Source organism: Bradyrhizobium sp. Leo78 (assembly GCF_059512425.1).
On the sequence record NZ_JCAMOT010000003.1, the window covers coordinates 24,607 to 44,872 of the forward strand.

Consider the following 20,266-nt stretch of genomic DNA (forward strand, 5'->3'; position numbering starts at 1 on the left):
CCTATGGTGGGTGGTGCGATCGTCTGGGGCACGGGAATCGGATGCGACCGCGCCCCATCACCCTGGCTGTTGAGCACCTACCTTTCCAACGAAGGTTGCAGTTATGGTGAGCGAGCCGTCGGCTATCGCCAACGGCAGTGCCGGCAAACGCCGGGGCGCGGGCCCGAACACGACTTCCGCGCGCTCGCGGGGATCGAATTCGGAGTTGTGACAAAAACATTTAAGAACGTCTTTGTCGCCCGTCTCGGACTTCAGCCAACCGGTGACAGAACATCCGGCGTGAGTACAGATCGCCGAATAGGCGACGATGCCTTCAGCAGAGCGTGATCGGGTCTCCTCATCCAATTCAGCGAGATCAAGCCTTATGATCAGAATCTCGTTGAGCCGCGAGCCGTTGCGGACTACCGAAGTCTCGGGGTCCTTTGGCCAAGCGTGCAGCGGAGGGTCGCCGAGCTTCAAATCATCGGGCTTGATGACGTCGCCGGCACGCTCTCCTTCGGAGACAACAAGGAGATCCCCTTTCTTCGGCCGGTCGCTGCTGCCGGGCTGATCTTCCTGCGCCGCAGCGAACCTGTTCGCCGCCAGGAACGCTCCGGCCGCGAGCGTCGTCAAGAGAAGCGAGCGTCGCGTTTGGTTCGGACACAGCATTGTCTTCTCCAGCTCCGCCACCGAGCCTGAATTTCAGTCGCGCGTAACCTCCCTGCCCAACGGCAAAACGCTTAAACCGGCACGTGGCGACGCGGTCACATGCAGGCTTGCTACCCTCTACGAGGCTCAACGCGGCCTTTCAGCGCTGCCAGCCGCCCCCGTCGAGGTGCCGGTGGCTGAGCCCGTTGTCGGCGGAGCAGTGTCAGTCCGCCCAGGAGGATGGGTGGAAGCGCCCGGCTTTTCCTGCTCACCGACATAGCCTGACTCGCCGGACTGGCGGGTCTTGGCACCCTTGTCCGCCTCCTCTTGCACCTGCTGCGGGTTGGGTGCCGTCTGCTGCTGCGCCAGCGCCGGCAGGGCGATCATGGTTCCGCTCACAACAAGCATCGCAACGATTATGGTTCGCATGGAGGGTCCTCCCCATCGTAGCGTCACTTTGTACGAATACGAACGCGCCGGTTCGCGAAGGTTCCTAGTTCAACCTCATATTTTCAAGACAAGGGATGCGGCGCAGCCGCGCAGCTCGGGAGATAGGCGACATGGAAACAAACTCGCCGACTCGGCTTAGTGTGATCTCGGCGCCTCAGAGATCTTAAGCCATCTGGACCGCGCCACTGTTTCGTTCCTCTTGCCGGGGAGCGCCTGATGTCCTGCGCGATGCCAATTCACCGTTGAGCTGTTGCCACGGCGCGCCGGGCCATCCCGGACGCCAGCATGCTCTCGTCGAGCCAAGCAATGGCGCAACCGGATCATCGGTGCCATGGAGGCTCTGCGAATACGGAGCGCGAGTAGCCGCGCTGTTCGATGATATCATCGAGCCCGCGAGGAAACGCGACGTCGCAGAAGCACAGCTTTTGGCGCAAGCCGGCCCTAAAATGCCGACCCTATGTAGCACCGGGGGATCTCGCGCGCGAAGAGCTCTTTCGACAGCACGCGCCTAGGCATCAATCAGGACGCCCGGATTGAGCATGCCTTCCGGATCCAATTCGCGCTTGGCTGCCCGCAATGCGGCGGCGAAAAGCTCTGGCCGCTGTCTGTCGTACCAGGGTCTATGATCGCGACCAACGGCATGATGATGGGTAATGGTGCCGCCTGCGGTGATCAGCGCGTCGCTTGCCGCGTTCTTGATGGCCTGCCACTGTTCGAGAAGCGCGCCGTGTCGACCGCGCGCGTGGAAGGAGAAATAGGGTGCGGGCCCGTCCGGGTAGACATGGGTGAAGCGGCAGGTGACTTCACCTTTGATCCCAGTTGCTTCCAGAATCGCGCGTTCGGTTGCTGCTTTGACCTTGTCGTGAAAGTTTTCGAACCGATCCCAGGTGATGGCGCTCTCGAACGTATCGTTGATGAGGCCGGCGGGCGTCAGAAATTCGCGCGCATAGGGCATGCGAATAAATGCGTTGCGCCAGACGCCTGCCGCGCCTTGGAGATGCGCGTCGCTCGCCGTCGCAGGCTCCGGCGTCCCGCAGTGGTCGGCGCAGCATTCAAGTGCGCGCGCGAACCAGGCGTCCAGAGGATGATCGCCCGATTCGAATGCGAGCACCATGACTGCAGTGCTGCCGTCGGCCGCACCCGTGTTGAAGGCCTCCCGTGGGTCCAGGATCCGGCAATTGGAGGGATAGAGGCCGGCTTGCGCGACCGCACGCACAGCGCACGCGGCATCGAAAAATGAGGGAAAGCGAACCGATGCGCCAGCGCGGAACTTTGGACGGGGCTGCAATCGCATCCAGGCGCGCGAAATCACACCCAAAATTCCTTCCGAGCCGATGAACATGCGGTCGGGACTCGGCCCGGCACCCGAGCCGGGAAGTCGGCGCGTCTCCAGCACGCCAACAGGCGTCACGACGCGCAGGCTTTCGACGAAATCGTCGATATGAGTATGAAGACTGGCGAAATGGCCGCCCGATCGTGTCGCAATCCAGCCGCCCAGGGTTGAATATTCGAAGCTCTGCGGAAAATGCCGTAAGGTGAAGTTGTGCGGCTTGAGCTGGTTTTCCAGAGACGGACCATAGGCGCCAGCTTCGATCGATGCGACGCGCGATAACGGATCTACTTCGATGACATTGGAGAGATTGCGCAGATCGAGGCTGACGGCAGCCTTGTGCGTGATGCCGTCAACCCGCGGCTCGACGCCGCCGCACACGCTCGATCCGCCTCCAAAAGGTGTCAGCGAAGCGCCAACGGAGCCCGCCCAGTCCATCACAGCGGAAATCTCCGACTCGTTACGCGGATAGGCGACGACGTCGGGCGCACTATCGTAATTGCCAAGCATTGCTCTAACGTAATCCGGATAGGACTTGCCATAGGTGTGCGCGGCACGATCGTAGCGTTCGCTCGTGCAGAAGGGCGTGAGGGAAGCCGGCGGCACCACGCGCGGCTCCCGCAAGGAGAGCTCTTCAAGGCCCGGAACAGCGACCGTGTCGAATTCGTCAGCTCCAAATTTGACGTGATAGCGGCCGAGGACAAACTTCCGTTCCTCTTCGCTCATGCCTTCGCCTTCGCGTCCCCAGCCGTAATGTTTCAGCCTTGTGTCGGTCATGAGCGTTCCTCGCAGGAGCAGCGGTTAAGCCTAGCGCACGTCACGTCCGGTCTACCCGCGGTTGCGGACATTCGAACCAATTCGAGCGACTTCGGCTCGGGGCCAAGAGCCGACGTTTCCCTTCCGGCCCTCGCGACGATAAGTGTCCTCCATGGCGCCACCGCGTCGAGTAAGATTTTCGCCTCCTTCGAGTCGAGCGTGCCGAAACCGTGAACCAGCAGTAGATCGGAGCGAGGAGATCACGGGCTTCGACGTTCCTGCGCCCCCTCGCTCCAATGGCGCGCGGCGTGCGTGTTGGCTGCAGTGCAGCAATCTCGCTCGGCTGGGTATCCCCCACGTCGGTCATTCTCTTTTATGGCGGTGCTGAAAGAGGAATATTTGTGGCCGTGCGGAAGAAGGAGTACCATAACTTCAACTTGCACTGCCGGGTGACCTCGTCCTGCCCTGTTAGGGAGAAACGATGGGTTACGCAGGTGCTGTAGCTCCCCATCGCTAGTTACCCATCCCTAGCCTCGGCTTGGCTCGCGCCCAGGAGTGGTGGAGCGCGCCGACTGACACGGGCGCGGTTTGAGCTATGGTCAGAGCCGGCTGCCATGACGGGTGTGCCCCGGGTATCGACGTATTCTATCGCGGCCTGAATAACCGTCTTTGGACAAGCTGGGGGCCGGACCAACCAGGAGGCCAGTTTTGCAGCGCGCCTGCCGACCTAGGAGGCGAGGCTTTTACATACATTGGCGCCCACCGCAGTCGAGGAAGCAGGCTAAGGCATTTTTAGCGCCAGCCTGCAAAAGCGGCTTCCACGTTGCAATGTGGTTGCCCCGGACGACTTGTCAGGAGGAGACAAACATGCGGTCAGAACGAGAAATTTGCACATCATCCGTCACACGACGCGGGTTCTTGAAGCAGGTGGGCGCCGCGGCTGGAGCTGCGGGTTTGGCGCCGGCGGTTTCGTCGCCGTTTGTGTCTAGCGCTCTTGCACAGGCCAAGACACTCAAGATCCTCCAGTGGAGCCATTTCGTGCCGCAATACGATAAATGGTTCGATGGTTTTGCAACGGAGTGGGGCAAGAAGAACGGCGTCACCGTAACTGTTGATCACATCCCGCATCTGGAGCTACCGGCGCGCGCCGCGGCCGAGATTTCTGCGGGAGCCGGACACGACGTTTTTGCCTTCAATGGATCGGGCGGCCCGCACCTGTACGAAAAACATGTCGTCGATCTCACCAGTCTCGTCAGCGAGGTGGAGAAGAAGCACGGCAAGGTCCAGCCGATCGGTCGCCAGATCGCGTACAACGAGGGTACGAAGGTCTGGAGCGCCCTTCCGGCCTACTACATCCGGTTCCCCGGCCTTTACCGGAAGGACCTGTGGGACGAGATCGGGATGAAACCCGATACTTGGGAAGATATCCGCGTCGGTGGGGCCAAGCTGAAGGCGAAGGGCACCCCGATTGGTATCGGGCTTGGGCACTCCGTCGACCCGAACCTCTCGTACCGCAGCATGTTGTGGAGCTATGGCGCGTCTGAATGCGACGAGACGGGCAAGCGCGTCACCCTCAACTCGAAAGAGACGCTCGAGGTCGTGAGGCTGGTTCGCGCCCTTTATAAAGAAGCCATGGAACCGGAAGTCTTGTCCTGGGACGATGCCAGCAACAACCGGTATCTGGCGTCCGGTCGAGGATCATGGATTCACAACCCGATCTCCGCATACCGGTCGATACAGAAGTCCAGCCCCGAATTGGCCGACAAGATCTACGTCTGGAAGACGCCGGCCGGCTCTGTGCGTAGGCTGGCGAGTGGAGCGCCCAACTCCTACGTCGTCTGGCGTTTCGCGCGCAACAAGGACACAGCAATCGAGTTCCTGCACTACTGGACTGACAATTGGGTTGCATCCTTCGAGGCGAGCACGGGCTACAATCATCCGCTGTTCGAGAACATCTTGCCCAAGCCCATGCCGATCTTGTCAAACGACCCAACCTCACACCCAGCCGACAAGCTGCAGGTGCTGGAGACCGCCAATGAGTGGCACGCTACTTATGGCTATCCGGGACCGGCCGGACCGGCCTCGGACGAGGTCGCGGACAATTTCATCCTCGTCGACATGATGGCCAAGGCCGCGACCGACAAAGCGACGCCAGAGGAAGCGGTCGCCTGGGCGCAGAAAGAGATCGAGCTGATCTACAAGAAATGGTCGGCGGTATGAACCGATTCGAACAGCGGGGCGGGCGGGTAGAGCTGCTCGCCTCGCGAAACGTTGATACCGATCGGGCAAGGCAATTGCAGCCTGCCGGCCGCGGAGGGCTTTAGGTCACTGCTCAAGGCACAGAGGAAGTCCAGATGGCCGCGGTGGTTGCCAAAGACATCAGAAAGGATTTCGGTGACGTCGCTGCCGTCGATGGTGTCAGCTTATCAGTCGGCGACGGCGAGTTTCTGGTGCTGCTCGGTCCATCGGGTTGCGGCAAGACCACCTTCCTGAGGATCATCGCCGGTCTCGAGCGGCAAACGTCCGGCGACGTCCTGATCAACGACGAAATCGTCAATGACATCACGCCGCGCGCACGTGGCGTCGCTATGGTGTTTCAGAGCTATGGCCTCTATCCGCACCTGACTGTCGCCAACAACATTGCATTTCCGCTGAAGACGCAGGGTACGCCGCGGCCCGAGATCAAGCGCAAGGTCGATTGGGCGGCTGGCCTGCTCGGCATCGATCGCTTGCTTCACCGGCGTCCCCGCCAGCTTTCGGGAGGCGAGCGCCAGCGTGTGGCGCTGGCCCGCGCGCTCGTACGCAATCCAACCGTGTTCCTGCTGGATGAACCGCTGTCCAATCTGGACGCGAAGCTACGGGCAAGCGCGCGCAGTGAGCTGAAGCAGCTCCAGCAGAAGGTGGGAACGACCACCATTTACGTCACGCACGACCAGGTCGAGGCCATGGGCATGGGCGATCGCATCGCGGTTATCGACTACGGCAAGCTCCGACAAGTCGGAACTCCAAGCGAGATTTACGACCACCCCGCCGACGATTTTGTCGCGAGTTTCCTCGGCACCCCGCCCATGAACCTGGTCGAGCATAACGGTGGACTGTTGGGCTTTCGGCCGGAGCATTTCCTGCCGCGGGAGATGCTTGATGGAGCCGCTCTCTCCGAGCTGCCCTTCCGCATCGATCGCATGGAGTATCTCGGATCGGAGCGTATCTTGTACGGCGCGTTGGATGGCTTCCAGGCGAAGCGCGAAGTCACGGCGAAGCTGCCGGCCCACGTTCCGCTGTCTGGCATCCGCGCCGGTGAATGGCACAAATTTGCGGTTCGGGAAGCCGAGCTGCGCTATTTCGACCGGGACGGTCGGCGTACCGTCAGCCCCAAGGAGCAGGCTCGATGAGCGCGATCGCCGAGGCAGCCGCGCCCCGCCGGCGGGCGCGATCGCGGTTTACGTTCGATCGGCTCGAGGTGCTCGGGCCGCTGTTCATCCTCCCCGCGATCCTTTATGTCGTCGTGCTCGTCGGGCTGCCATTCCTACTTGCCCTATATTACAGCGTCAGCGCCTACAGCATCTTCAATCCGAGCTACGCGTTTGTCGGGTTGAAGAACTTTCGCGAGGTCATCGACAGCGAGATCTTCCGGCGGACGCTGGCCAACACCCTCATCTTCACGATCAGTGCCCAAATCATCGGCCTGCTGCTGGGCAAGATCGGCGCTATGCTCCTCATGCAGGAGTTCCCGGGGCGCCGGCTTGCCCGTGCGCTTATCGTTCTGCCCTGGGCAGTACCGGTGTCACTGGCGACGCTGGCCTGGGTGTGGATGTTCGACTCGCTCTATAGCGTCATCAACTGGACGCTGATCGCGGTAGGATTGATCGATGCGGCAAACCGGCCACAGTGGCTGGGGCAAGAAGATTTGGCGATGATTGCCGTGGCGGTCGTGCATGCCTGGCGGTTATTTCCTTTCGGCGTCGTGATCTTCCTTGCCGGATTCACGTCGGTGCCGCAGGATGTGCTCGATGCCGCCACGATCGACGGTGCGGGCTTCTGGCGGCGCAACTATCAGATCATCCTGCCAATCATCGCCCCGATCATCATGATCGCTGTGATCTTTGGCACCGTGTTCACCTTCACGGATCTCAGCGTCGTCTATTTGCTGACGAAGGGCGGACCGATCAACAGCACGCAGGTGCTCGGCTCGCTGGCGTTTCAGGTGGGCATCCTCTCGGGCGATGTCGCTCACGGGGCGGCCATTTGTTTGTTCCTGTTCCCCTTCCTTTTGGTCGCGGTGATCTTTCTCTTGCGGTCGCTGCGGCGGCGGGAGATTTGACATGCCGCGCCTTGCCGGAAAAGTAGTTGGGCAGAGTTCGTTTTATGCCGCGGTGGTTACTTTGGTTGTATTCGCCGCGTTTCCCTTCTATTGGATGCTGATCACCACTTTCAAAACTGACGGCGACCTCTACAATCTCAAGTCCATCCCTTATTGGTTCAACGCGCCGCCGACGCTCGAGCATCTCAATTATTTGTTTGAAGACACGCTATTCGTGCAATGGCTGTCCAATTCCGCCCTCATCGGGCTTTGTGTCGTGGCGATCACTCTTCTCGTGGCCCTGCCAGCCGGCTATGGACTAGCGCGCATGCCGGGTCGTAGCGGCGAAAATCTGAGCATCGGTATCTTCCTGACCTATCTGGTGCCGCCGACGCTTCTGTTCCTGCCTTTAGCACGAGTCGTTACGTTGCTCGGATTGCAGGACAGCATGTGGGCTCTTGTCGTCGTCTACCCGACTTTCACCATCCCGTTCTGCACCTGGCTGCTCATGGGCTTCTTCAAGTCGGTGCCGCGAGAGATCGAGGAGGCCGCAATTGTCGACGGCTGCACTGTCGTGGGGGCATTCGTGAAAACGGTCCTTCCTCTTTCGGTGCCTGCCATTCTGACCGTAGTGATCTTTGCGTTCACGCTAACGGTGCAGGAATTCGTGTACCGCTGACCTTCATCTCCTCTTCCAGCGAGAAGCCTGTTACTTTGGGAGTCGCGACGGATTTGATCCGCGGAGATATTTTTTATTGGGGCGAATTGATGGGCGCGGCGCTCATTTCCAGCATCCCGGTGGCGATCGCTTATAATCTCTTTTTGGACCGCTTCATCAGCGGCATCACAGGCGGCGCGGTCAAATAATCGGCCATTTTCGTGCTGCGCCTTAGCATGCACGGTCAGAGCCGGTTGGCACTTCGCAAAAGTGCCATTTCCAGCCCATGCACCGCAGCAAGCAGCTCTATTCGATCGGCTCGTCCGCGCGGGAGGGCAGCATCGTGACACGGTGAGACCAAGCACCTTTGCGGTCTTCAAGTTGATGATCAACTCGAACTTGGTCGGCCGCTCGACCGGCAGGTCGGCAGGCTTCGCACCCTTGAAAATCTTATCGACGAAGACAGCGGTGCGACGCAGGGCGCATCAGCGCACCGGCATTTCGTTCTCGATCCAGGCGGTCAACGAAGCGTGCTTGGGCGACCAATCCAGCTCCGCCCGCGCGCGCCTGCCACGCACCCGGCTGTTCGAGCCCAGCGAATAGACGGCGTGGCCGAAGCCCAGCGCGGCGATGGCGTCGTCGATCGGCCAGGGCTGCGGCGCGCCGAGACCGAGGCGCCGGGCGATCGCCGCTGCGGCCTCGGCGAAGGAGGCCTCGCCGTTCTCGACATAGTAGAAGGCACCGGCCGGGGCGCGGGCCAGCGCCAGCGCGTAGAGCTCGGCCATGTCCTCGACATGCGCGTTCGACCAGATGTTCCGGCCGCGCCCGACATGGCGGACGATGCCGGTCTGCTGCGCCTGCGCGACCAGGGTCGGGATCTGCACGCTGTCGGGGTGCAGCCCCCGACCGGTGCCGTAGATCAGGCTGTTGCACAGGACGACGGACCGTAAACCGCCGCCGGCGGCGCCGATGATCAGCCGGTCGATGGCGACCCGCGCCGCCTTGCCCGGCACCGGCACAATCGGCGTGTCCTCGTCATAGATCCGGTCCGAGGCCCAGTCGCCGCGGGCGTCGTCGGCCACCACGCTGGTGCCGCTCGTGTGCAGGAACGGCTTGCCGCTGCCGGCGAGGGCTTCAAGGAAGGCGTCGACCGCGGACCGATCGTCGGAGCTGGCGGCATTGATCACCGCATCCGCCGACTTCGCCTCCTGCGCCAGCAGCGCAGTGTCCGAGAGATCGCCGAGCACCGGCTCGATGCCGAGCGCCTGCAGCCGCGCCGCCTTCTCCGGCGACCGCACCAGGCCGCGGATCCGATGGCCCGATGCCTTCAACCGGAGGGCGACGGTGCCGCCGATAAAGCCGCTGGCGCCGGTCAGGAAGATGTTCATGCCTGTTGCTCCCTACATGCCCCCAGTCCGGTGCAAGACCGGAAGGGCTGATAATTCGGCTTCCCGGTCGCGTGAGCGCGCCGATTGTTGCCATCTCTTCCGATGAAAGCTCAAAGTCGAAGATCGCGGCGTTGTTCCCGATGCGATCGATCTTGGTGCTCCGCGACAGCGCCACCACCACACCGCCATGCGCGCAGTAACGCCGCAAAGAACAGCGTGCTCGATATGTGGCGAACTTTAGATTCACGTGACTAGACGCACGCGGGATCGAAGGACCGCGCCCCTCCCCGCATTAGGCGTCAAAGCAATTTTAGTCGGCGAACTGACTTCATCCCGGGTTTGGCGCCGGCCCGTGACGAATTGAGTCATGTTGCCTTCCGAAGGACGTCTGTCAGCCGCGCTTGCACGAGCGCCTTTCAACGTCTCAGAAACAGGCCGAGCCCGTTGCTGTTGAGATATTGGATCGTCAGTTCGTGTGCCGGCTCGTTACCACTCCGTTCGAATGTGATCGACGACAGTGAACCATCCGGTTCGTTCTCGCTGGAGGGGCTCACCGAAAACACGTCACCGTTCCAGTGTGTCAGCACGTATGGCGTGCCCGAAAGTCCGATCTTCAGCTCCAGATGGCCATTCACCTGAAAGATCTCGGCATTGCCGAAATAGGAGCTGGCATAGGTACCGACATAGGATGAAAGCTTTGCCGTCGGCGCTGGAGTGGTGGAGGGCGATTTGCCGACGAGATCGCCTATCGGCGCCATGAGCCCCGCCATCGCCACGCTATAGACAGCAAACCAATCCCGCGTGATCATGCCGAACTGGACAAGATCCGTGAAGGAGGCGCCGAGTGCCTCCGCTGCACCGCCCGGTCCCGCGTTCGTCAGCACGACGATGCCAACCCCGGCCGACGGGATTATTGCGTAATGGGTCCCGGCCCCCATCGCGAAGGCACCGGAATGACTAATCATCGTGCGGCCTGCCGGTGTGATTCCAACGCCGAATCCGTACCCGTAGAAGCTAGGCCTTGCGTCGACCGCGGAGGAGTGGCTCGAAATGACCTCGGCCGTCACGGCCGGAAGCAGCGCATCTGCTGGAATGATCTGCCGACCTTCGAATTTGCCGTTTTGCAGCACCATCGCCACCCAGCGGGCGAGATCATTTGCCGACGAACTGACGCCGCCGGCCGGCGACTGCGGGTCGGGCAGACGTTGATACTTCGGCTGAAAGCCGGCGCCGACCTTCACATGCCCAAAAGCGCGATTCGATCGCCTTTCGAAATCAGCGAAGCGTGAGCTAGTCGCGGTCATGCCGAGCGGCTTGTAAAGGACATCTTCGGAAAGGTTTTCCCAGCCCTTGCCCGATGCGGCAGCCACAGCCTCCGCCGCCGCCGTCAGGCCGAAATTTGTATAGGCGTAAGTATCGCGGAAGCCGTGGAGCGGCAGCAGACGTAGGCGTTCCAGCACGGTTCGTCGGTCATAGCCGAGATCTTCCAGATCATCGCCGGCGTGCTCCGGCAAGCCCGAGCGGTGGCTGAACATATCGGCAATCGTGACATGCTGCGTAACCCAGGGATCACCGAGCTTAAACCAGGGCAAGCGCGCGACGAGAGGCGTTTCCCAGTTGATGATGCCCGCGCCGACTTGATGAGCCACCACGCTGGCCGCAAGGGATTTCGAAAGGGAAGCGATCTGAAACACGGTATCTGCGTCGATCGGCTGGCTCTCGGTGATTTTTCTGACGCCAAAACCCTTCGCGTAGACCGTTTTGCCATCTCGCACCACCGCCACCGCCATGCCCGGCACACCGCTCCTCTTCATGACGTCGCTCGCGAGCGCGTCGAGGCCAGCGATAGCCTTGTCGATCTGGTCCTCGGATATGGGCACGCCGGCGATCTGAGGCGGTGATGTGTCGGCAAGGCTTGGTATCGGCGCGGCAGCCCAAATAAGACATAAGGCAACTAACTTGGCGGCAATTACGCTCCTGCCCGGGCAAAATACCGCAATCGACTCTGGCAAGGACATGATGCGGCACTCCCCTGTTGCAACGCCCCATTGAAATGAACAGCGGCCGTTGTGGCCATGATACCGCTCCAGCCTAGTCAACCTCTCCGGCAAGACAACCCATAATTGCTGACCGCATTCGATGTGCCAAATGGCTTGTGCGAGGTCGGTTCTGACCGCCAAGCGGAAATCTCTCGTGACCCTGGCTGATACGCCGACGAGGTGATCGAAGCCGAGATCAACCCCAGTCAGAATGTCTCTTCCTGGGCCCAAAGCTGCTGATTTGACTTGGTCGGCATTCGCTTCGGCTGCTGGAGGGACACCGCTCGCCCGTAGCACTTTGGCCGTCCCATCTTGCGGAAATCCATTGCGTGCTGTACTGCTTTCTGAAGAATTAAGTACAAACCGGACTTAGAGCCGTGGTACGCAAGGCAAAACCCGTTGAAGCTGTCGCTTATATGCGTACCAGCAGCGCCGCAAACGTTGGCGAGGGCAAGGACAGCGAGCGCCGCCAAAGGCTAGCCATCGCAGGCTATGCTAGAGTGGCGGGTTACGAGATCGTTGATTGGTTTTACGATGCCGCTGTTAGGGGCGCCGATCCGGTCACGGCTCGTCCTGGCTTCTCAGCTATGCTCGATCGGATCGCCAGCAACGGCGTCCGCACAATCATCGTTGAAAGCCCAGATCGCTTCGCCCGCGACTTGGCCGTACAGCTCGCCGGCCATGACTACTTGAAGCGGCTGGGTGTGATGCTGGTTCCCGCCAGCGCCCCGGACTTCTTCGTCGAGGATACGCCCACAGCCGTGCTCGTCCGGCAGGTTCTGGGCGCCATAGCGCAATTCGACAAAGCGACAACGGTCGCGAAGTTACGGGCGGCGCGAGACCGCAAGCGGAAAGAGGTCGGCAAGGTCGAGGGCCGCAAGACCTATGCCGAGAAGGAGCCCGAGCTGGTGAGCTGCGCCCGCGAGCTGAGCGAGCAGCGCCCGCGGCTATCGTTGCGCCAGATTTCCGCCGCGCTTGCATCGAAGGGATTCACAACGCCGCACGGCAAAGCCTATTCGGCCTCGGCTGTGGCGTCGATGCTGGATAGCCTCCCAGGCGGCGCGGCCAAGGGCGCAGAGCCGAAGCGTGGACGTCGACGGAAGCGAGTGTCTTGACCGCGCACGAGCCCTAATCTTTGGTCAGCAGCGGGATGGCCACAATTTGAGTCGGACAAGATCGACCACACCTCGTTTGCGAGCGCGATTAGCAACAGGCTGGGGTAGCTCACGGATCAAGTTCCTGTGGCCGGCTTTACGTCGGCAAATTACCCAAATAAGTTCCGCCCGCGCGCTGGTGGCTTGAAATCCGCTAGTGCGTATCGAAGGCAGCAGAGGTAGAACGGCTTACGCCGGGTGGCTCCAAAAATAACCGCTAGTAGCAACACCGGGTCGCTCCCGGTGCGGTGGGAATATTGGGGGTCAGCACCTCTGCTGCTGAATTTCAACCACCCGGCACCAGCCGGGCTCAGCGCAGAGGGCTGAATTTGCGGATCTTGGTATTCTCCGTTCTCGTCGGGCTCGCCCCGACTCTTGGCGCGTGCGCTGGATCAATTGTCGGCGACGCCATCGCTGGTCCTGAAAAGCCCAGCAGGACGCCGCCTATTGCCAATCAATTGGCACCCAATTCGGAACGCCGGAATATTCGAATTGCCGGCTGATCCAGCAGCAAACCCGCGAAGCACGGCACGCAAGCAGGCTTGGAATTGCTGCGGCCGGAGCTGAGATTGCAGCGTCAACCGCCTCACCGCCGTCCACGACGCGCTGTCAGCGTCTCGGGCAAGAGGTCATCTGCAACACACGGTAACTACTTTGCGGATCGCTGGCGCGTAGACCGGTCCGCCGCTGGGTAGTTACTAGACTAGGAGGGCGACATGGCCCCCGGACTATTCACCTACAAACTTTTCGATACTAGCGAGGGCGAGCGCGCACTCTTCGGAATCGTCAACGCGGCGCACATCGGAGAGGCCCTGGAGAAGGCCTCAAGCTTAATGCGACACCATACCGCCTCGCGCGTGGAGATCGAGAGTACCAACCAGGCGCACTGTGGTGGCCTCGGGCACCTGAGCATGGTCGCCGAGCTTGCCGTTTCGAAATCAGCCCCGTGCTCCCGGGCGACCTCGGTGCGTGCTGAAGTGAGGCGAGGCCCTGATGAACGCGCGGTCCATATGTCTTCGCCCGAGCAGATCAGAAAGTTCGACTGAAAGCCGGCGTAGTGGTGGCGCTCTTGATCACTACCGCGTGCATTGGAAACCAGAGGCTAACTCGGAATTCTGGATCGCAAATGAGCCGCCGCTCTCTCCTCAGCCTCTTTGTCGTCTTAAATCTTGCCTGCTGAATAAGCTTATTTTCTTAGCGTGGCCAACCAAAAACGCGACCCCACCGCTCGTTGCCCGAGTGGAGCGGTGACTGACGACGGCGTCCCATCTGACTCGCTCATCAAAATGGCCGAGCCTTTCCTTCCCGTAGTGGCGCGCTCGTTGGCTTAGGACGCTTGCCTTACGAAGCTCAGTGAGGCTTCTGCATTCTTTTTGACGGCGAAGCTCCCATTCCTTGAGCACCCTTGCCAGACCCAGCTTTTCCGGGCGAGAGAAGCTCTGCGATGCAGGAGTCAAGTTCTTCGTCCGTCATGCTCTCGAACTCGCCCGGCTTACCGAGTTCCTTCCGGTCGATGAACATGCCCAATTCCTTGCCGAGCAGCTCCAGCGCGCGGTTCGCGACGCTTCCCTGGTACTGGTACTCGCCCTGCTCTTCCCCCTCTTTGCCACGCACCGGCCGGGCTTGCAGCGCACGCTCAACGTTCTCGATTAACTTATCTATGACCCACTCTTTGGTCAGCGCGAGCTTCTCCACGGCCTTCTCGGTGGCTTTCGCATCCACCCTTTCGCGCTTCTCAAGCAGCTCAGATACCCGGGTTTTAATGGGTTGCGTCCGGGCTAGAGCGGAGGCGTTGTGCCTATTGGCTTTGTAGCCTGCCTCTATGTACGCCTGGGCAGCCGAGCGTCCTTTCGCCAGCTCCTGGGCGACGCGCTCATGTTTGGGGTTCTTAAGGATTGGCATGGATCGTCACCGTAGTAGCCGTCGCAGTGGCAGCGTTTCCCGCGAGAAGACGTTACCGAAAACAGCTTTACAAATTTTCAAAGACTGGATCAGGTCCGCAGCCTCTATTTGCTTGCCCACGTGCACCACCCTACCCGTTTTTGGCACAGTTCGCGGATTACATTGTAGGCCCGATCGGTCCGCTTCGGCAGTTTGGGATCGAATAGCTCCCCAAATGCAAAGGATCACCCGGCCACGATGTCGGTGTCTGCCAACTTCGCATCACTGACATACAGGGTGTGGATTACCCCGTTTTTGAGAATTGGCTTCGCCGTGACCTTCAAGGGCAGATTGCGATCCAGTGCCGTTGTATAGACGTTGCTTGGCATCGCTAGTGCAGGGTCGGTGATCTTCCCTGAAACGATACGATTATCCGGCACCAATTTCAAACGACAAGCGCCATTGGTCTTGAAGACGCCCTCAACGAAAACTTGGTCAGCGGTGTCGCCGAGTTCAAGCGGCTCTCTTGCCCGCAATACCTCCGCCGCTGGCTCGTCAACCATCGGTCCAACCGCGGCGAGCCTATCTGCAATTGGCGAACACTGTGGCCAACGGGAGCTGGTAGCTCGCGCAACGGCGTCCGGTTTTCGGCAACCAGCCGTTCAATCATACCTTGCATCCACGCCTTGTCCTGCATCTGGCCGGCGTGAACCTCTCGGCTAAACTCCATCTGCTGCGTAGCCAGGTCGTGAAGTTTATCCATAGCCATCCCGGCATCCGTTTTCCGACCAAGCGCGGTCTTGATCACTACGTCGAATATCCGTTCGACCAGGACGCTGCCAAGCTTCAGCAAGATCGGATGAAACATCGGCATTGCGCCGTTGTTCATCACCGCAATGATTTCCTACAAAAGCCCGTTTTCTTTGCTTGGCCTGACGTAGAAATTGATCTTGTGCCTCTTCGGAGACGCAATTTCGGCGAAGAAAAGAAGGTGAACTATATCGTTGCCGATACGGGCGATGCTGGCTACCGATCTACCGAAGTGGTTGGCATCAACAAGATGACTGTCAGCAAAAAGGCCCGTGTACCTGATCGGTACAGGTTCAAACACTTGGTCGTCCATAATTTTCCCCTGCGAAATGAGCATTACACAATCGAGGAAAATTGCAACCGTCGCGGGAATTTGACCCATTTTTCGTTCGACTGATGTCAAAAACGCCACTTTCGAAAGCAAGGGCGGTTCAACACCCGGATTCCGACGTGGTTTCGCTCTGGTGATCTGAGGGACTATCGACACCGGCGTCGGTATTCGGACGGCCAATACCTGATCCGGAATCTGTAACGGTCAATTCTTTGACGAGGCCAACGTGACAATACGGGCGACGGCATTTGCAATTCATTGTGGCCGCCGGGACGGTGATCAATGCCATCTTTTCCGCTTCTCGCGGTTCACTTGGGCCAAAAAATTCGACGGCCGCAGATTGCCTGCTGGTCAATTGTTCAAGGAATGCTTGGTGCATTGCTCCAATTGGTAAGGCCCGCATTTCCTTGATCATGCAAACCATGAAATGTGAAGCGCTAAGAATGGGAGCCCTTCATTAAGAAAGCGAATTGCTAATTGCGCATCGACCAATTCAATTCCTGTTCGCTCGGGATTCCAATGGCTCATGATTTCCCTATGGTCGGGATTGACCGTCAGTAGCTCCTCCGGGCGAATTGAGGCGAGTTTGTCGGTGAATAGATTGCCCCGATTGCCGCAATGACGTCTCGCCCATTCCCATCGGACTTGTTCGGCTTGAGCGAGGCCGGCTAACCACATGGATATCCCCCGATTTGATCAGCCGGGCCCGTGGCGCGGTGAATCGCTGACGGCGCCATCAGCCTCCACGCACGACGGCGTGTATCTCGTTGGCGATGCAGAACGGGCGGCCCCAGTGATGCCGGCGCAAGAACATGAGCAAGGCAAAGTCGTCCGGTCCTTCATCATGATGTTGTCGATCTCAGTGAAGTAGATTTTCACGTCGATCCTTCCATTGCGGGTGAAACCATTGATCGGATTAAGGTTCTTCGACTTTGTACCTACATAATGGAGTAGGTTCCTTCCCCCTTCTCCCCCCGCGGGGGTTATCCTATCCGGGCTGCGTTCGGCCCTGTTGATAGTTCTGCCCACGCTCGGCTCATCGCTGCTGCTGCGGCCACCGCGTGGCGCTGCGGCACTACTAAGCTGTCATGAACCGGTAGCCCTGGTGTTCCGTCGGTGTTTAGAATCTTCAGCGCGCGCATCATGATGTCGGAGTCTCGGCGCATCAGGCGAATGCCTGCGTCGGAGCCGAACGCGCCGGCAATAGGGTTGTGCTTGGCGCGGACAGCGAGAATGACCTCGGCGGCCCTCGGCCTGTCGTTCGGCGCTGAGAAGCCCGTGGCCTGGCTGAGCGCACCGATTGCGCCCTGCGTCGTCGCGGCATTGAGCGCGATATTCACGGCCAGTTTGACGTCGACGCGTTGCCATCCTGGAATCGCATATGGATCGCCCGCCGGCATCGGCGTGTTGGCCTCGTTGTAGAGCATGGACAAATGCATCGCGCGAAAGTCGAGTTCGGCCGTCGTCATCCCGTTGATTATGATGCGCTTGCGCCACTCCTTCGGAATATTTTGGTACCAGCCGTAGGCCCTTCTGCCGAGCTTGAACGAGCTGCGGGCGAAGATCCGCCGCACCGGATTGCCTGGCACCGGCCGGACGAAGCTTTGCGCGCCGTCGGCACCGGTGAAGACCATGTGTCGGCCTCGCCAGGCCACGCCGTCGACCTCGATTTTGATCGACGAGAGCATGCCATTGACCTCGCGCAGTTCTCCGCGCAGACGCGCGGTCATGGCGGTGTCTTGGTAGCCGATGCTGTCGCCGTTGGCGTCGCGTAGCACTATCGGGTCACCGGGGCTATGGTTCAGCGCTTGCGGTCGACTTCGCCAAACGCCCATCAGCTCGTCCGTAGCCTCCAACCAAGATTGCCAGCCGCGATTTCCGGGAGGAACGGGGTAGTCTCGAATTAGCCCAAGCCTTTCCGCTTCAGCTACGCTGCGCAAAACGCGGCGATAGCTCCAACCCGTGCCGTGATATCGGCCGATGCCGGCATAGAAGTCTTTGGATCGAGAATACGAGACCGCGCAGCAGTCCTCAGCAGCCAAGCATGCCTCGGTGAGCAGTGACTCGAGCGCGCGATCAGCCGGGGCTAACCCAAGCGCCTCGGATAATCCGCTCGAACGCCAGTGGAATCCTAGCGGCCGGTCACGCTCGGTCTGGCTATCCCAATAATACGCCATCGCTGGCCCTCAGATTGAGAGGGCGGCTCACAGTGCGCTTGCTTTGTTTGCACACAAATGGCATGATCGAATCCTTCCAAAGATTTCGACGCCCAAGTTCCAACGCCTTCCGTTTGCCGCGGGAGGCGTTGCTCCTTGTGCCGCTCGAGTTTGAGCGGCGCTGTATTCGGGAAAAAGACGTCACCCCAACTCCTCTTGACGAGGAGGAACTCGGGATGAGCGGGCACATCATCCATTTGCGATCTCGCGGTTGGCGACGAAACATCCAACTGCGTCAGAGCTGGCCGCCGCGCGCCACTCGGTATCCTCGAAGTAGCCGCCCGCCTCCATCTCGTTACGCTCGGCGTCGAGCCAGTGGCGCCTATTGAGCTTGCGGTCTTGTTCGAAGGGGCAGTTTCCGAAGGCGGCTCCGACGGTGACCAGTCGGAGCTGGACGGGGGTCAGCGCTGAACCCGCCGCGATACGGCAGGGTCGGTGGCTTTCGACACGTTCACTCTCTGTATTTTCAGTGATTCCGAAAGCAGAACGGTGTTGAGCGCTACCCCTGCCCACTTGCGAAGTTTTTGGCCCTGCAAAGCTTCCGAGAACGCCGTGACGCTTGAGTAACCGGAACTCGGTCCTGCATCCAGGGCGGGAGCAGACGAGCTGGTTCCCCGCCTTGCGCTTCATGGTGCCTTCGCAGACCAGACACTTGGCCGCGAAGAACATCCGATAGCAGCCTCGACAGCAGAACGACGAGCGCATGTTCTCGGTCGGCTCGGCGAGCTTGGCGCGGCAACGGCGGCAGTATGTCCGGGCCTCGGTTACCGGCATGCCGCACCTGTCGTCTGTTCGGACAAGGCGAAAAAACCGTTTGCACGCAATGAAGGATTTTGAGGAGATTTGTCCGAACGGGAATTGAAAGTATTCAGCCGCCGAAAGCCTTCCAAGCTGAATACGAGGGTTCGATTCCCTTCACCCGCTCCATCGCTCAGCTCCAAAAATCACGATAAAACAACGCGTTGCATGTACTTTCGCATGCGGTCAAATCCGCAGGCGGCGTAGCTATTGGGGTTTCTGCAAACGGACCCGGAGCGGAAATCCTTGGTTCGACATTTGCCGCTTTGGCATAGCGCAGCACTCCATTTGCGATCATTTTTCCGAGGATCAGCTACGGGAGTGGATAAGCTACGGAGGCAAAAAATGAAGCGATCGATTGCCTTGTCGGCATCGCTGATTGTTGGTTTCTCGGCTGCGAGCACTGGAAGCGCGAGCGCCGTAATTTACTGCCAATCCGTTGGCTATCCCGCCAATTGTGTCGTTCGGCCCGGCGTCATCGTCGCGCCAACCCGTGACCTCCGCAGAATGCCACCATCAATCAATGCCTACCCGAGCGGCATTTTAAGGCAGGACTTGTTCGACAGGAATAACCCGAACAACCTGCGATCGGATTGGCCCAGTCCACCCGCTCAACCGGCCCAGTTCTGAAAGCAGCGCCGCAGCGCCGTCGTGGCTGTACACGGCCCAGATCAGAAGCCGACATCCTCGTTCATGTAGAAGGTGTTGAGGATGGATATCCGAGGGCGATCCGTCTTGATGGGCGGGCGGCCGTGCCAGCTTATCTTTGTCAGGGAGTGATAGGCTTTCAGGACCACGAACGCGTAGCCGAGGTTGGGCAGGAAGGGGATGGTTTTCACAGGCTCGAGGCAATAGGAGCCGACGTGAAACAGGCCTCTGAGCGAAGCCCGATAAAGCGTCGTGCCGAGCGCTTCCTGGCTGCTGTCGGCCGGGCAATAGAGCTGCATCGTCACAACCTTTTTGCGTGTGTCCGGATGCGGCTTGATCTGGTAGCCGTCCCTGTCCCAGTAGACCACCGGCTTCGCGACCAGCTTCAAATCATCGGGGCGAGGCACCTTGTCGCCGCGCGCACGAATTTCGAGCCCGTCGTACAGTCTGCGCCGGACCGCGCACTCGACCTCCATCGAGGTCAGCATGGTCGACACCGCAGCCCATGCGGGTCGCAGTGACGGATCGATCTGCTCTACGTTCTCGCCATAAAGGCGCAGCGCCATACGGGTGCCCGTGCCGGTGATCGGATCATATCCTTTAGTGGGAACGCTCCGTACCAGATCCCGGTAAAAATCTGCCGGGAAGAAATCGCGGAAGACGATATGGGGGAAGGGTAAAGAGAAATGATCAGCAGTCTCGATGCTGGCAACCGCATGCGCGGTGAGCTCGTCGACCAGGTCAGAAGGAGCTGTCTCCGCAAGTGCCACCATAAGGACACCTCAGAACACGCTTACACTTTAACTTGCTTGTTGAATTCCCGTCTTGCGGCCAAAACAAGGCGCGAGCGGCCATCGTGCACAAAAATGAAGGACGCGGC

General features: G+C 60.0%; 20 protein-coding genes and 4 pseudogenes. 9 read left to right on the forward strand and 15 right to left on the reverse strand.

What is annotated here, in order from left to right; genetic code table 11:
* Nucleotides 1–57 precede the first annotated feature (57 nt).
* The 3 genes from AC5ZG1_RS04705 to AC5ZG1_RS04715 form a co-directional block, all read right to left on the reverse strand.
* Entirely contained in the window at nt 58–648 is a 591-nt protein-coding gene (locus tag AC5ZG1_RS04705) for a QcrA and Rieske domain-containing protein (RefSeq protein WP_051397074.1), read from the reverse strand.
* A 126-nt stretch (nt 649–774) separates the two neighbouring features.
* Nucleotides 775–1,056: a hypothetical protein gene (locus AC5ZG1_RS04710; protein ID WP_496132100.1), complete on the reverse strand. Its 282-nt coding sequence runs from the start codon at nt 1,054–1,056 to the stop codon at nt 775–777.
* Nucleotides 1,057–1,585: 529 nt separating this feature from the next.
* Entirely contained in the window at nt 1,586–3,184 is a 1,599-nt protein-coding gene (locus tag AC5ZG1_RS04715; protein WP_463331217.1) for an FAD-binding oxidoreductase, read from the reverse strand.
* 846 nt (nt 3,185–4,030) lie between these two features.
* Between AC5ZG1_RS04715 and AC5ZG1_RS04720 the strand changes: the two are divergent.
* From AC5ZG1_RS04720 to AC5ZG1_RS04745, 6 genes and pseudogenes are all read left to right on the forward strand, one after another.
* Nucleotides 4,031–4,150 (forward strand): annotated as a pseudogene (locus AC5ZG1_RS04720) (twin-arginine translocation signal domain-containing protein); the annotation flags it as partial.
* Between the two features lie 51 nt (nt 4,151–4,201).
* Complete coding sequence (locus AC5ZG1_RS04725; RefSeq protein ID WP_456645210.1) at nt 4,202–5,383, forward strand: ABC transporter substrate-binding protein; 1,182 nt, start codon at nt 4,202–4,204, stop codon at nt 5,381–5,383.
* A gap of 134 nt (nt 5,384–5,517) precedes the next feature.
* Nucleotides 5,518–6,555 (forward strand): ABC transporter ATP-binding protein, encoded by a 1,038-nt coding sequence (locus AC5ZG1_RS04730; RefSeq protein ID WP_456645153.1) that lies wholly within the window; start codon nt 5,518–5,520, stop codon nt 6,553–6,555.
* 68 nt (nt 6,556–6,623) lie between these two features.
* Complete coding sequence (locus AC5ZG1_RS04735; RefSeq protein WP_282532709.1) at nt 6,624–7,484, forward strand: carbohydrate ABC transporter permease; 861 nt, start codon at nt 6,624–6,626, stop codon at nt 7,482–7,484.
* A gap of 1 nt (nt 7,485) precedes the next feature.
* Nucleotides 7,486–8,142 carry a carbohydrate ABC transporter permease gene (locus tag AC5ZG1_RS04740; protein WP_496132101.1) on the forward strand — a complete coding sequence of 219 codons (657 nt, stop codon included), beginning with the start codon at nt 7,486–7,488 and terminating at the stop codon, nt 8,140–8,142.
* A gap of 35 nt (nt 8,143–8,177) precedes the next feature.
* Nucleotides 8,178–8,330, forward strand: a complete 153-nt coding sequence (locus tag AC5ZG1_RS04745) for a hypothetical protein (RefSeq protein ID WP_496132102.1) — start codon at nt 8,178–8,180, stop codon at nt 8,328–8,330.
* A gap of 195 nt (nt 8,331–8,525) precedes the next feature.
* Here the strand turns inward: AC5ZG1_RS04745 and AC5ZG1_RS04750 are convergent.
* The 4 genes and pseudogenes from AC5ZG1_RS04750 to AC5ZG1_RS04765 all read right to left on the reverse strand — a co-directional run.
* A pseudogene (locus tag AC5ZG1_RS04750) lies at nt 8,526–8,600 on the reverse strand (hypothetical protein); the annotation flags it as partial.
* 6 nt (nt 8,601–8,606) lie between these two features.
* The gene (locus AC5ZG1_RS04755) at nt 8,607–9,509 is read right to left on the reverse strand and encodes an NAD-dependent epimerase/dehydratase family protein (RefSeq protein ID WP_456645155.1); all 903 of its coding nucleotides are present in this window, start codon (nt 9,507–9,509) and stop codon (nt 8,607–8,609) included.
* A gap of 416 nt (nt 9,510–9,925) precedes the next feature.
* A pseudogene (locus AC5ZG1_RS04760) lies at nt 9,926–10,171 on the reverse strand (serine hydrolase); the annotation flags it as partial.
* Between the two features lie 195 nt (nt 10,172–10,366).
* Nucleotides 10,367–11,527 (reverse strand): annotated as a pseudogene (locus tag AC5ZG1_RS04765) (serine hydrolase domain-containing protein); the annotation flags it as partial.
* A 398-nt stretch (nt 11,528–11,925) separates the two neighbouring features.
* Between AC5ZG1_RS04765 and AC5ZG1_RS04770 the strand changes: the two are divergent.
* Together AC5ZG1_RS04770 and AC5ZG1_RS04775 are read left to right on the forward strand one after the other, a co-directional pair.
* Complete coding sequence (locus tag AC5ZG1_RS04770) at nt 11,926–12,663, forward strand: recombinase family protein (RefSeq protein WP_496132103.1); 738 nt, start codon at nt 11,926–11,928, stop codon at nt 12,661–12,663.
* Between the two features lie 755 nt (nt 12,664–13,418).
* A complete protein-coding gene (locus tag AC5ZG1_RS04775) occupies nt 13,419–13,748 on the forward strand; it encodes a hypothetical protein (RefSeq protein ID WP_456645158.1) in 330 nt (109 codons plus the stop codon).
* 304 nt (nt 13,749–14,052) lie between these two features.
* Here the strand turns inward: AC5ZG1_RS04775 and AC5ZG1_RS04780 are convergent, their stop codons facing one another.
* From AC5ZG1_RS04780 to AC5ZG1_RS04800, 5 genes are all read right to left on the reverse strand, one after another.
* On the reverse strand, nt 14,053–14,604 hold the full coding sequence (locus tag AC5ZG1_RS04780; RefSeq protein ID WP_456645159.1) for a terminase small subunit: 552 nt from the start codon (nt 14,602–14,604) through the stop codon (nt 14,053–14,055).
* A gap of 224 nt (nt 14,605–14,828) precedes the next feature.
* On the reverse strand, nt 14,829–15,146 hold the full coding sequence (locus AC5ZG1_RS04785) for a DUF7947 five-stranded beta-barrel domain-containing protein (RefSeq protein WP_496132104.1): 318 nt from the start codon (nt 15,144–15,146) through the stop codon (nt 14,829–14,831).
* Complete coding sequence (locus AC5ZG1_RS04790; RefSeq protein WP_463331225.1) at nt 15,029–15,472, reverse strand: DUF7946 domain-containing protein; 444 nt, start codon at nt 15,470–15,472, stop codon at nt 15,029–15,031. Before AC5ZG1_RS04790 ends, AC5ZG1_RS04785 begins: the two co-directional genes overlap by 118 nt.
* Nucleotides 15,473–15,487: 15 nt before the next feature.
* The gene (locus AC5ZG1_RS04795) at nt 15,488–15,817 is read right to left on the reverse strand and encodes a hypothetical protein (RefSeq protein WP_496132105.1); all 330 of its coding nucleotides are present in this window, start codon (nt 15,815–15,817) and stop codon (nt 15,488–15,490) included.
* A gap of 318 nt (nt 15,818–16,135) precedes the next feature.
* Nucleotides 16,136–16,402 (reverse strand): ribonuclease H family protein, encoded by a 267-nt coding sequence (locus tag AC5ZG1_RS04800; RefSeq protein ID WP_464346785.1) that lies wholly within the window; start codon nt 16,400–16,402, stop codon nt 16,136–16,138.
* On the opposite strand from AC5ZG1_RS04800, the gene AC5ZG1_RS04805 reads away from it, so the two are divergent.
* The gene (locus AC5ZG1_RS04805) at nt 16,401–16,595 is read left to right on the forward strand and encodes a hypothetical protein (protein WP_496132106.1); all 195 of its coding nucleotides are present in this window, start codon (nt 16,401–16,403) and stop codon (nt 16,593–16,595) included. The genes AC5ZG1_RS04800 and AC5ZG1_RS04805 overlap by 2 nt on opposite strands.
* A gap of 112 nt (nt 16,596–16,707) precedes the next feature.
* Here AC5ZG1_RS04805 and AC5ZG1_RS04810 read toward each other — a convergent pair whose 3' ends face one another.
* The 3 genes from AC5ZG1_RS04810 to AC5ZG1_RS04820 form a co-directional block, all read right to left on the reverse strand.
* The gene (locus AC5ZG1_RS04810) at nt 16,708–17,901 is read right to left on the reverse strand and encodes a hypothetical protein (protein ID WP_496132107.1); all 1,194 of its coding nucleotides are present in this window, start codon (nt 17,899–17,901) and stop codon (nt 16,708–16,710) included.
* A gap of 228 nt (nt 17,902–18,129) precedes the next feature.
* Nucleotides 18,130–18,609 carry a hypothetical protein gene (locus tag AC5ZG1_RS04815; RefSeq protein WP_496132108.1) on the reverse strand — a complete coding sequence of 160 codons (480 nt, stop codon included), beginning with the start codon at nt 18,607–18,609 and terminating at the stop codon, nt 18,130–18,132.
* An 800-nt stretch (nt 18,610–19,409) separates the two neighbouring features.
* Nucleotides 19,410–20,159, reverse strand: a complete 750-nt coding sequence (locus tag AC5ZG1_RS04820) for a hypothetical protein (protein ID WP_496132109.1) — start codon at nt 20,157–20,159, stop codon at nt 19,410–19,412.
* Nucleotides 20,160–20,266 lie beyond the last annotated feature (107 nt).

Bases quoted from the DNA above. Each gene is read 5' to 3' on its own strand.
- AC5ZG1_RS04705 (WP_051397074.1), bottom strand. From the start codon at position 648: ATGCTGTGTCCGAACCAAACGCGACGCTCGCTTCTCTTGACGACGCTC.
- AC5ZG1_RS04800 (WP_464346785.1), bottom strand. From the start codon at position 16,402: ATGTGGTTAGCCGGCCTCGCTCAAGCCGAACAAGTCCGATGGGAATGG.
- AC5ZG1_RS04820 (WP_496132109.1), bottom strand. From the start codon at position 20,159: ATGGTGGCACTTGCGGAGACAGCTCCTTCTGACCTGGTCGACGAGCTC.
- AC5ZG1_RS04730 (WP_456645153.1), top strand. From the start codon at position 5,518: ATGGCCGCGGTGGTTGCCAAAGACATCAGAAAGGATTTCGGTGACGTC.
- AC5ZG1_RS04815 (WP_496132108.1), bottom strand. From the start codon at position 18,609: ATGTTCTTCGCGGCCAAGTGTCTGGTCTGCGAAGGCACCATGAAGCGC.
- AC5ZG1_RS04785 (WP_496132104.1), bottom strand. From the start codon at position 15,146: ATGGTTGACGAGCCAGCGGCGGAGGTATTGCGGGCAAGAGAGCCGCTT.
- AC5ZG1_RS04740 (WP_496132101.1), top strand. From the start codon at position 7,486: ATGCCGCGCCTTGCCGGAAAAGTAGTTGGGCAGAGTTCGTTTTATGCC.
- AC5ZG1_RS04755 (WP_456645155.1), bottom strand. From the start codon at position 9,509: ATGAACATCTTCCTGACCGGCGCCAGCGGCTTTATCGGCGGCACCGTC.
- AC5ZG1_RS04775 (WP_456645158.1), top strand. From the start codon at position 13,419: ATGGCCCCCGGACTATTCACCTACAAACTTTTCGATACTAGCGAGGGC.
- AC5ZG1_RS04780 (WP_456645159.1), bottom strand. From the start codon at position 14,604: ATGCCAATCCTTAAGAACCCCAAACATGAGCGCGTCGCCCAGGAGCTG.
- AC5ZG1_RS04810 (WP_496132107.1), bottom strand. From the start codon at position 17,901: ATGGCGTATTATTGGGATAGCCAGACCGAGCGTGACCGGCCGCTAGGA.
- AC5ZG1_RS04715 (WP_463331217.1), bottom strand. From the start codon at position 3,184: ATGACCGACACAAGGCTGAAACATTACGGCTGGGGACGCGAAGGCGAA.
- AC5ZG1_RS04805 (WP_496132106.1), top strand. From the start codon at position 16,401: ATGGATATCCCCCGATTTGATCAGCCGGGCCCGTGGCGCGGTGAATCG.
- AC5ZG1_RS04790 (WP_463331225.1), bottom strand. From the start codon at position 15,472: ATGAACAACGGCGCAATGCCGATGTTTCATCCGATCTTGCTGAAGCTT.
- AC5ZG1_RS04710 (WP_496132100.1), bottom strand. From the start codon at position 1,056: ATGCGAACCATAATCGTTGCGATGCTTGTTGTGAGCGGAACCATGATC.